The sequence below is a fragment of the Marinobacter sp. EN3 genome, from assembly GCF_000475315.1.
Classification (GTDB): Bacteria; Pseudomonadota; Gammaproteobacteria; order Pseudomonadales; family Oleiphilaceae; genus Marinobacter; species Marinobacter nauticus.
Genome location: NZ_AXCC01000018.1, coordinates 79,790 through 90,472, shown reverse-complemented (window position 1 = coordinate 90,472; position 10,683 = coordinate 79,790). Strand labels below are relative to the sequence as shown.

General features: G+C 55.6%; 9 protein-coding genes. 1 reads left to right on the top strand and 8 read right to left on the bottom strand.

Annotated features, from left to right (window positions below; translation table 11 throughout):
• The 8 genes from Q675_RS25900 to Q675_RS25865 all read right to left on the bottom strand — a co-directional run.
• Positions 1-1,107 (bottom strand): ATP-binding protein (locus tag Q675_RS25900; protein ID WP_023010982.1); only part of this gene is annotated, 1,107 nt, incomplete at its 3' end.
• Positions 1,108-1,138: 31 nt separating this feature from the next.
• On the bottom strand, positions 1,139-2,236 hold the full coding sequence (gene aroB, locus Q675_RS25895; RefSeq protein WP_023010981.1) for a 3-dehydroquinate synthase: 1,098 nt from the start codon (positions 2,234-2,236) through the stop codon (positions 1,139-1,141).
• On the bottom strand, positions 2,205-2,795 hold the full coding sequence (gene aroK, locus Q675_RS25890) for a shikimate kinase AroK (protein WP_023010980.1): 591 nt from the start codon (positions 2,793-2,795) through the stop codon (positions 2,205-2,207). Before aroK ends, aroB begins: the two co-directional genes overlap by 32 nt.
• A 137-nt stretch (positions 2,796-2,932) precedes the next feature.
• Positions 2,933-4,993 carry a type IV pilus secretin PilQ family protein gene (pilQ, locus tag Q675_RS25885; RefSeq protein WP_023010979.1) on the bottom strand — a complete coding sequence of 687 codons (2,061 nt, stop codon included), beginning with the start codon at positions 4,991-4,993 and terminating at the stop codon, positions 2,933-2,935.
• A 65-nt stretch (positions 4,994-5,058) separates the two neighbouring features.
• A complete protein-coding gene (locus Q675_RS25880; RefSeq protein ID WP_023010978.1) occupies positions 5,059-5,601 on the bottom strand; it encodes a pilus assembly protein PilP in 543 nt (180 codons plus the stop codon).
• A 2-nt stretch (positions 5,602-5,603) separates the two neighbouring features.
• Positions 5,604-6,215 carry a type 4a pilus biogenesis protein PilO gene (locus Q675_RS25875; protein ID WP_023010977.1) on the bottom strand — a complete coding sequence of 204 codons (612 nt, stop codon included), beginning with the start codon at positions 6,213-6,215 and terminating at the stop codon, positions 5,604-5,606.
• Entirely contained in the window at positions 6,215-6,778 is a 564-nt protein-coding gene (locus Q675_RS25870) for a PilN domain-containing protein (RefSeq protein WP_011784346.1), read from the bottom strand. The genes Q675_RS25875 and Q675_RS25870 overlap by 1 nt, the downstream gene beginning before the upstream one ends.
• The gene (locus Q675_RS25865) at positions 6,778-7,842 is read right to left on the bottom strand and encodes a pilus assembly protein PilM (RefSeq protein ID WP_031211232.1); all 1,065 of its coding nucleotides are present in this window, start codon (positions 7,840-7,842) and stop codon (positions 6,778-6,780) included. The genes Q675_RS25870 and Q675_RS25865 overlap by 1 nt, the downstream gene beginning before the upstream one ends.
• Before the next feature lie 237 nt (positions 7,843-8,079).
• On the opposite strand from Q675_RS25865, the gene Q675_RS25860 reads away from it, so the two are divergent.
• A complete protein-coding gene (locus tag Q675_RS25860) occupies positions 8,080-10,620 on the top strand; it encodes a penicillin-binding protein 1A (RefSeq protein WP_023010975.1) in 2,541 nt (846 codons plus the stop codon).
• Positions 10,621-10,683 lie beyond the last annotated feature (63 nt).

The window sequence follows — 10,683 nt, the reverse complement described above, 5'->3', positions numbered from 1 at the left end:
TGGCTCTGGCTCTGGCTCTGGGACAATCTCTGTTTCAGGCGGGGCCTGTGTCAATTCCTCAGCCGCATTGTTCTCGCCCGGAACGACAGGCTCATCCTGGCCCGCAGGCGCAATCAAAGGCGCTATTTCCGGTTCAGGATCCTCAGCACCCGGACCAATGGTAATGCTCTTACGGACTGGCTCAGGCTCAACCTCGGCGCCGGCTTGTCGCTGAACCGTGCTCTCGTATTGCTGGGAAACAAACCACCAGGATGCCGCCAGCAACACCAGCCCCAGCGCAGGCCACCGTAAATGCGCAACCGTAAAACCAGCTTTTGAAGAGGACGTTGCCGAAGACGGCACCATGTCCAGCCAAACACCCGGCGCAACACGCTTTAGCCGACCAAAGCTACCCTGACTCAACACCTCAAGCTTTTTCAGCCGAGAGGCCGACAGCAGCTCAGACTGAGAACCACCCGCCCGGTGAACCCTGGGTTCGAGATAAGCCTTGATATCTTCGCGGCTTAACGGAGGCAGGTTCAGGTGATGCGCATAAGCGGAATCCGGACGATCTTCCAACTGGCTCCAGACCTGCTCGGTTCCGGCCAGAATCGGAACGGCAGAAACAGACCGTTCTGATGCCACAAAGCCTGCTACCAGAAGATTCAGAACATCCGACTCAACCCGGTCTGCATCGTCAATCAGCAGCACTTGCCGGTGACCTCGGCGGAGGCCGGATTCGGACCAGCGAAAAAAGCGATAAACGGCCTCTCTGGGCTCAGAGTCTGCCGGTATCCCGGATTTTGCCAGTTGTTTCAGGTAACGCGCGAGAGCCTGGCGGCTGGTAAGCGCCGACGCGGGAATTCGATGAAAATCAAGCCTTGAGGACTCGCTGCGCACCAACTCTGCCAATACCCGGGTCTTACCGGCCCCCGGCGCACCGGTCAGAACCAGCACCATGTCCCCGAACCCACAAAGATGGCGCAACGTCTCCAAAGCGTGCTGACGCATGGCATCCGGGAAAAACGGCGTTTCCATCTCGAGAGGATTGTCTCGAAGACCGTATCGCTGCTGGAGCCGGGGGAAAAGCCCCCCACCATCGGAACTGTTCAAGGATTCTTGAGTCACACGCTGTCCCTGTTTCGAAACTCAGAGCCCATCAGCCTGCCTGGGGCAGGAATGCCCTCAAGGTATCACGGATGTTGTCAGCGGCGGCATTCTCGGTGATAAAGGCATCACCTATTGCTTTCAGGAGAACCAACCGTAGCCGACCATCCACATTCTTCTTGTCTACCGACATCAGGTTCATGAAGTCTTCAGGCGTCATATCATCCGGCGCCTGCTCGGGCAAGCGGGCCCGCCGTATCAGAGCAACCGCCCGGGCCCGGTCATCCGCCGAGATCAGCCCCTCTCTCACTGAAAGATCGGCTGCCATCATCATACCCGTGCCCACGGCTTCGCCGTGCAACCAGTTGCCGTAGCCGGCGAAGGTCTCAATGGCATGACCAAAGGTATGACCAAGATTGAGGATTGCACGCAACCCACCCTCTCGTTCGTCAAGCGCAACAACTTCCGCCTTACAGACACAGGAACGATAGATCGCCTCACCTAATGCCTCAGCATCAAGTCGCAACAGGCTCTCCATGGAATCCTCAAGCCAGGCCAGGAAAGACTCGTCCCGAATCAGGCCATATTTGATCACCTCTGCGAGACCGGCAGACACCTCCCTCTCCGGCAGTGTTTGCAAGCTGTTGGTATCGATCAGCACCGCCTGCGGCTGATGGAAAGCACCGATCATGTTCTTGCCAAGCGGGTGATTTATCCCTGTTTTCCCCCCAACAGACGAGTCCACTTGAGAGAGCAGCGTGGTTGGAACCTGTATGAAGGGAACGCCACGCTGGTAACAGGCCGCCGCGAAACCCGCCATATCACCCACAACGCCGCCGCCCAGGGCAACGAGTGTCGTTTTGCGGGTATGTCGTTTTTCCAGAAGCGCGTCGAAAATGAGGTTGAGCGTCTGCCAATCCTTGAACTGTTCTCCATCGGGCAAGGTCACTACGTCAATGGCCTTGCCGGGAAAACAGCCTTTCACCTTCTCAAGATACAGGGGGCCAACGGTATCGTTAGTTACGATCATGACCTGCTGGCCTGCCACCCAGGGTGTCAGGTCAAACGAGCCCAGCAGCCCCTGCCCGATAATGATCGGATAGCTGCGCTCCCCGAGCTCAACCTTCAGCTCTCGAAGTACCTTGTGCATTATGCCTGCCCTCTTTCCGCCGCTGTCTTCTGTGGCGGGGCGTTTTAGGATTGATTCGGTTCACCAGCTGCCGAACCACAAGACGGGGGCTTTTACGATCGGTAAACATAACGATATCCGCCAACTCGGTATAGAGCGGGTCCCGAATCGCAAACAGCCTGCGCAACACGCCTTCCGGATCGTCGTTCTGCAACAACGGTCGGTTCCTGTCCTTGCGTGTACGCTCAACCTGTTGGTCTATGGACGTTTTAAGGTAAACCACCACAGCGTTCTTTTTCAGCAATCCGTGATTTTCAGCACGCATGACGGCACCACCCCCTGTCGCCAGCACCGTGCCCGTCTCATTGGACAACTCGTCAAGCATTGCGGTTTCACGCTGACGAAAACCGTCCTCACCTTCAACATCGAAGATCCAGGGAATATTGGCACCACAACGCTCTTCGATAATCCGGTCCGAATCCAGAAAACGATAGCCGAGCTCCTTGGCCAGCAACCGGCCAATGGTGCTTTTTCCAGCCCCCATGGGCCCAACCAGAACAACACGTTTGGGCAAAGACATAATTTCCGCTCAACAGGTTTCAGGCGGGTGAGAATAGCACAAGGACCGGCAATCCATAAGCGGCTCGAAAAGGGTTAACCGCCCCTGAACAAAAAAACCGCCGGGGTTACCGGCGGTTTTTTTGAATTACAGCAGTCTCACTGCAGTATGTCGTTCTTGATGATCTTCGGAGTGATAAAGATCAACAACTCACTGCGTTCATCAATATGCTCGGTGCGCTTGAACAGACGACCGAGATAGGGGATGTCACCCAGGAACGGAGTTTTTGTGGTCTGAGTGGCAACTTCAGACTGGAAGATACCGCCCAGCACGACCGTTTCACCATTGGCAACCAACACCTGAGTTGTAACCTCGTTGGTATTGATAGACGGAATACCTGCAGTTACTTCACCTCGGGAATCCTGATTTACCACGAGATCCATAATGATCTTGTCGTCGGGTGTGATCTGCGGTGTAACCTCAAGCGAGAGCACTGCCTCTTTGAACTCTACGTTGGTTGCACCGCTGGATGTTGCCTCCTGATAGGGGATTTCTTCACCGGACTTGATTGACGCAGTCTGGCGATCAGCCGTTACAACCCTTGGCTGTGAAACTACTTCCGCGCGACCATCGCTCTCCAAAGCCGAAAGCTCCAGATCCACCAGGAAGTCATCGCTTCCCCAACCGATAGCGAAGGATGAAGCCCCTTCACCGCTTACACCAAGATCAACACCCAGAGCGCCCGGGAAAGAAATCGTGTTGCTACCACCGCTCGCGGCATCTCTAGCTTCCTGAAGGGTTCCAAGAGAACCACCGACAGTGATCACATCATCACCATCGACGTTATAAGCCGCTCCACCCCAACGAACACCCAGATCTTCCGCCACGTTAGTTTGGGCACGAACAATGCGAGCTTCAATTGACACTTGGCGAACCGGGACATCCCACGTGGATACCAGCCGGCGTATTTCCTCCAGCTTCTCAGCGGTTTCCCGAACACTGATGGTATTGGTTCTGGCATCAGATGACACAAAACCGCGGGAGGAGATCAGTTCTTCATCCGCCTGAATCAGAGCAACCACATCCGCCGCCTTGGCGTAGTTCACCTGAATAATATCCAGCCGCACCGGTGCCAACTCAGCGATCTGCTTATTCGTCTCGAGCTCCAGTTTCTCACGAGCCGCAATTTCTTCAGCCGGCGCAACCAGCAGTACGTTGCCAATCTGGCGTTTGTCCAAACCTTTGGTCTTGAGGATCAGATCCAGCGCCTGGTCCCAGGGCACATTCTGCAGACGCAGGGTGATGCTGCCGCCCACTGTGTCACTGGCCACCAGGTTCAGGCCGGTGAAATCAGCAATCAGCTGAAGTACAGAACGAACTTCAATATCCTGAAAATTCAGGGAGAGCTTCTCACCGGTGTACGGGAACTTCTCCTCACGACGAGCTTCCGCTTCTTCCTGACTCAGTGCTTCGACACTTACGGTGAATTCGCGACCAGACTGATAGGCAATATAGTCATAGTCACCTTGCGGCCGGATTTCCACTACCGCGCTTCCATCTTCCACAAAGGTATCGATGCGAGTCACCGGCGTTGCAAAATCAGTGACATCAAGGCGCCGCCGCAGATCCGAGGGAACCTGGAGATCAGGCATGGTCAACCGGATCCGGCCACCCAACTCGTTCAGATTAACGGTCGCTGTGTTGCTACCGAGATCGACGATAACCCGACCTTCACCCTCTTTACCACGACGGAAATCGACACCGGCCAACGCATTCGAGGATGCTGACGAAGCAGTTGCCGTCCGTTGCGCAGGTTGAGAAGTTGCGGCGACGGCATCGGACTCACCACCAATGGTCATTACCAGAGAGTTATTGGTACGCACGGTATCGTGAGGCACCAATTCGACCAGATTAAAGATCAAACGGGTGCGATCCTTGGTTTCCACCACGGTGACGCTCTGGGCATTACCTGTACCCAGCGGAATGCTGCGCTGATTCAGGGCACTGGTGGTATCCTTCAGATCCACCGCAATCCGGGCTGGCCGCTCTATGGTATAGCCCGAAGGCTCAGGCGGCGTGCCATCAAACTGCATGGTGACTTCCAGCCGCTCCCCTGGCAGCGACGAAAACGACAAGTCCTGAAGCGTGACCGCGCTGGCCAGGCCGCTCCATAACCCGATGGCAATCACGCCTACGCAGACATTGAGTTTTTTGAACATCGCTAGCCTCGACCCTAAACCTGTTTGTTCGTGCATGTTTCTTGAATTCATACCGTTACCGCTCCTCAGCCTTCATCCAAAGACAGGGAGCGCGGGCGTTCTACCCAACCACCCCGGCCATTCGGAACGATTTCGATCAGTTCAATGCGGGTTTCACTGACGCCTACAATACGGCCATAGTTCTGCCCCATGTAATTGCCGGTGCGTACCCGATGAATACCACCCGCACTGTCTCTTATCAGGGCAAACAGATTGCCCTCGACCCCTTGAAGCGTACCCACCATGGCCAGAGACTTAAGGTCAAAGTTTTCGAGCACTTCCCGGGGCCGGTCCAGATCCGGCTCAACATCACTGACCGGCTGTTCATCCACCATGGTAAGCTGAACATCGACTGGCGGCTCAAACGGCGCCCGACGATCTGCTGCCGAATAACTAAAGGCCTCGTAGGCCTTGAACTCCGGCAAGGGTTCCACGTGCCCCCGAGGCTTGGCCCGGGTATCTGCCATGAACTTGTCGAGATCCGAGAAACCGTTTCCCTGGGAACAAGCCGTCAGCAAAGACGCCAGACACACACCCAGCCAGGCTTTTCCCGCATGCTTTCCTGTCATGCTCATTCTCCAGCCCGGTAGCGATAAGTACGGGCAACCACCTGCATGTCCAGCTGGTCTCCGTCTCCGCCAATTGGTTTGATGGTTAAATCGTGCAGCGTCACGATACGTGGCAGGCTCGCCACACTGCTTACGAAAGAGGCCAGCTCATGATAGGAGCCGGACACCCGAATATTAATGGGAAGCTCCGAATAGAAGTCTCGCTGCTGCTCCGGCTGCAGCTTCACTTCCTGCAGCGCCAAACCGCTCCCTAACGCCGTATTGGTAATATCTTCCAGCAGGCCAGGCACCTCGGTCTCACTGGGCAACTGACGCACCAGTGCTCCAAAGGTTTCTTCCATTTCTTCCATCTGGGCCTTGAATACATCCAGGTTCGCCACCTGATAGGCCTTTTGCTCGTAGCGCTGCTTGAGTTCCTGCTCCTGCTGCTCCACCCGATCGAGCTGGGCATACTGATCCTTGATAAAGAACCAGTAACCACCACCAAGTATCAGGCCGAAGACAATTAACGCCACAATAGCCTTGACTGGTGCCGGCCAGATGCCGGCATTGTTGATATCAAGATCATTGATATCGAATTCGTTAAGACTTTTCAGAGAGTCCGCGAGGCTCATCAGTTATCCTCCCCTTCGGGCTCAGGTGTCCGCTGCTGGACAGAGAGATTGAACTGGCTGTAGCCGGATCGGGCACTGTCTGCTGCGGCCACATTGGTCAGATTGGGATTGGCAAACCATTCGGAATCCTCAAATTGACGCATCAGGTTCGAGATTCGGCTGTTGGACTCTGCCATACCCACGATGTCGAGTCGCTCGCCAGTCTTCTTGAGATCGGTGTAGTACAGCCCGTCTGGAAGGGTTCTCACCAATTCATCGAACACCCGCACAATCACCGGCCGCTTGCCCTGAAGATCCTGAATCACCTGCATGCGTGCCAGCAATTCATCGCGCTGACGCTTGAGGTTTTCGATCTCCTTGATCTGCTTGTCCAGCTCTTTGGTTGCAGTCTCGATATAGGCATTACGGGATTGCTGGTAGGCAATCCGGCTGTCCATATCCGATTTCCAGAGGAAAGCCAGGCCACCCGCGATAATCACGGCGCCCAGTATCATCACGACAAACTGCTTCTGCTTCTCCGCGCGAAGCTCTTCCCGCCAGGGCCTGAGGTTAATCTTTGCCATCAGTCGAAACTCCTCATTGCCAGACCGCAGGCAATCATCAACGAGGGGGCATCATTGCTGAGCGCAGAGGCGTTGACCCGGGAACCCACCGCCATGTTGGCAAACGGATTGGCCACCAGGGTTGGCGTTCCGGTTTTCTCTTCCACCATTTCCGTGAGCCCCTGAATCGACGCTGTTCCACCGGCGAGCACCACGTAATCCACCACGTTGTACTGACTGGCGCCGAAGAAAAACTGCAGCGCCCGTGCCACTTGCTGAACAACCGCTTCCCGGAACGGGGTCAGGACTTCCTCGTTGTAGTCGTCCGGCAAACCACCCTGCTTCTTGGCCAGACCCGCCTCTTCAAACGAAAGCCCGTAACGACGCTGAATTTCTTCCGTCAGCTGTTTTCCGCCAAAGATCTGCTCGCGGGTATAGACCGTTTTGCCCTCTGCCAGCACACTCAGGGTTGTCATGGTTGCACCGATATCGACGATGGCAACCACCAACTCCTCGCCCTGAGAATCAAGCTGGGGCTCAATCAGACTGTAAGCGCGCTCCAGAGCGTAGGCTTCCACATCGACAATCCTGGTTGTCAGCCCTGCAATTTCCAGGGCGTCTTCGCGGATATCGACGTTTTCCTTACGGCAGGCCGCCAGCAGCACATCCACCTGGTCCGGGTTGGATTCGGAAGGGCCCTGGACTTCGAAATCGATCGCCACTTCATCGAGGGGGTAAGGAATGTACTGATCCGCTTCCAGTGCGATCTGGTCTTCCATCTCAAACTCGTTAAGACCACCATCCATCTGGATAACCTTGGTGATCACCGCCGAGCCGGAAACAGCAACAGCCACCTGTTTCACACTGGTGCGTGACTTGGACGCGACACGCTTGAGCACTTCCCCAACCGCTTCAACGTCTGTGATGTTTTTTTCAACAACTGCATTGGCCGGCAACGGCTCTACCGCATAGCTCTCGACCTTGTATCGATCGCCATGTTTTGACAGCTCTAGCAGCTTGACCGAACTGGAGCTTATATCCACCCCAAGGACGGCACTGGATTTTTTTCCTGGTAATCCGAACACGCGCTCACCCTATACCTGGTTAAATGCACCCGGCGTTGGAACCCCTGAACCACTCCCTGTAAAGGCGATCATTTCAGAGGCGTTCTATGTGTTTTTTATGTAAGAGAATTTCTTATTTATTCCGTCTACAATGCAATCTCTCGAATTTCGGGAGACATTGCAGACGGCGAGGCGACCGAACCTTCCTAAAGCAATTTCTCAAATAATAGACCTATATCCAACAGTTGTCAGAAAAAAATGTCTCATTTGTTGCGTACATCTCGCGTTTTTGCCTGGTTCATTCTTACCGGCCTGAGTGTCGCCATTATTATTTCCTCAAGCCTGTATCTTTATCTTCGGCCCAATCTGCCACCGGTCGAGCAATTGCTGGATGTCCGGCTGCAGACGCCTTTACGGGTGTATAGCAAAGACAACAGATTAATAGCAGAATTCGGTGAAAAGAGAAGGGCACCGATCACAATAGAACAGATCCCTACAATTCAGTTACAAGCCTTCCTGGCGGCGGAAGACGCGCGTTTTTACGAGCACTTCGGAGTCGACATTAAAGGCCTGACGCGGGCTGCAGTGGAACTGATCACCACCGGAGAAATCCAGTCTGGCGGCAGCACCATCACCATGCAGGTTGCAAAAAATTACTTTTTGTCACGCGACCGGACCTTCATCCGAAAGTTCAACGAGATACTGCTGGCTCTTCAGATTGAACGTGAACTGGATAAAAACCGGATTCTTGAGCTCTACCTGAACAAGATCTACCTCGGTAACCGGGCCTATGGAATCGCCGCCGCAGCCCAGGTCTACTACGACAAACCGGTGACAGAACTGTCACTGGCACAGATGGCAATGCTGGCCGGCTTGCCCAAAGCCCCGTCTGCCTATAACCCTCTGGCAAACCCGGAACGAGCCTTGATCCGCCGTAACTGGATTCTCGGCAGGATGAAAGACCTGGGCTACATCACCGAAGACGCCTGGTCTCTGGCCAGCAAAGCACCGCTGACCGCCAGCTATAACACTCGCGACGCCGAAGTGGATGCCGACTATGTGGCCGAGATGGCCCGGGCCGAAATGGTTCGCCGCTACGGGGAAAACGCCTACACCGACGGTTACAGCGTGACCCTGACCGTCGACAGCACCAAGCAACAAACTGCCACCGAGGCATTGAGAGCAGGGCTCGAAGCCTATGACCGCCGGCACGGATTCCGAGGCCCCATCGGACAATTTGATGTTGAAGGCCTGACCCCGGCTGAACTGTCGGACCAGATGCAGAACTACCCGCGGGTTGAAGCACTGGTACCAGCCGTTGTGACATCCATAGATGACGAAAAGGATGAAGTGAGAGTGCACACCCGGCGCCTGGGGCCGGGCGTTATGCCCTTTGACACCATGACCTGGGCACGCCGATTCCGCACCGAGAGCATTACCGGGCCCGAACCACAGAATCCTTCCGAGGTGGTCAGCCCCGGAGACGTCATCTATGTCAAAGTTGACCAACTGCCACAGATTGCAGACGCTGAAGCAGAGCCTGAGAGCGAGAGCGTATCGACTCAGGCAGTCACCGAACTGCGGGTTTCCCTGGCGCAGGCACCCAGAATCGAGGGCGCGCTCATCTCTCTCGAGGCCAAAACTGGCGCCATTGAAGCCTTGGCGGGCGGCTACAGCTTCAACCAGAGCAAATACAATCGCGCCACCCAGGCCAACCGTCAACCAGGCTCTACGTTCAAGCCGTTCCTGTACCTTTCCGCGCTGGAGAACGGAAGAACACCCGCCACCATCTACAACGATGCCCCGATTGTGTTCGAAGATTCCGAACTTGAAACCGCATGGCGGCCACAAAACTCATCGGGCCAGTTCTACGGACCAACCACCTTGCGCGAGGGCCTTTACCGCTCCCGCAATCTGGTTTCCATCCGCCTGCTGAGAGACCTGGGCATCAACACCACCCTCAGCTATCTGAAGCAACTCAAACTCCCGACTGAAAACATGCCCTCCAACCTCTCGCTCTCCCTGGGCAGCGGCCTGCTGACCCCTATGGAGCTGGCAAGAGGCTTTGCGGTAATCGCCAATGGCGGTTACGACGTACAGCCCTACCTGATTGAACGAATCGAGGAATGGGACGGCACCGTGGTCTATGAAGCCCCGAAGACCATATTATGCGACGAGAACTGCGACGCCTCCCCGACACAGGTCGCCGATTCCGAACAACGCACTTCGGAGCAACCACCCGAAATTGAAGGCATGACACTGCCAGCCTCCGCTGCCGGGGAGAACACAACCGAACCACGGATTATGCAACGCCTGGCCGACGAACGATCAATCTACATCATGCACTCCATGATGCAGGACGTGGTTCGCCGGGGAACGGGACGTCGCGCCCTGGCCCTGAATCGCAGCGACATTGCCGGCAAGACGGGCACCACCAACGAGCAGAAAGACACCTGGTTCGCGGGCTTCAACCACGATATCGCAACTACCGTCTGGGTCGGATTTGACCAACCCTCTCCCCTGGGTCGCGGCGAGTATGGCGCCAGTACCGCACTGCCGATATGGGTCGACTATATGAAAGTAGCACTGGCAGACCAGCCAGCAGCCACCATGCCCAGGCCCAATGGCATCGTGAATATCCGGATCAACCCGGAAACCGGAGAAAGAGCTCGCCCCGGCGAAGAAGCCGTGTTCGAAATCTTCAAGAAAGAAGACGCACCCTCCCCTCTGCCAGCCGAGAGTAACGGAGGGAATGGCGACAACGGTAACGGGGACGACCTGTCACGACAGATCTTCTGATCTGTCGCCCCCCCAAGCAGGAAGCACAAAAAAACCGGCGGGATCTCCGCCGGTTTTTTTTGA

Coding starts and splice junctions, on each gene's coding strand:
- aroB (WP_023010981.1), bottom strand. CDS start 2,236: ATGCACAAGGTACTTCGAGAGCTGAAGGTTGAGCTCGGGGAGCGCAGC.
- aroK (WP_023010980.1), bottom strand. CDS start 2,795: ATGTCTTTGCCCAAACGTGTTGTTCTGGTTGGGCCCATGGGGGCTGGA.
- pilQ (WP_023010979.1), bottom strand. CDS start 4,993: ATGTTCAAAAAACTCAATGTCTGCGTAGGCGTGATTGCCATCGGGTTA.
- Q675_RS25880 (WP_023010978.1), bottom strand. CDS start 5,601: ATGACAGGAAAGCATGCGGGAAAAGCCTGGCTGGGTGTGTGTCTGGCG.
- Q675_RS25875 (WP_023010977.1), bottom strand. CDS start 6,215: ATGAGCCTCGCGGACTCTCTGAAAAGTCTTAACGAATTCGATATCAAT.
- Q675_RS25870 (WP_011784346.1), bottom strand. CDS start 6,778: ATGGCAAAGATTAACCTCAGGCCCTGGCGGGAAGAGCTTCGCGCGGAG.
- Q675_RS25860 (WP_023010975.1), top strand. CDS start 8,080: ATGTCTCATTTGTTGCGTACATCTCGCGTTTTTGCCTGGTTCATTCTT.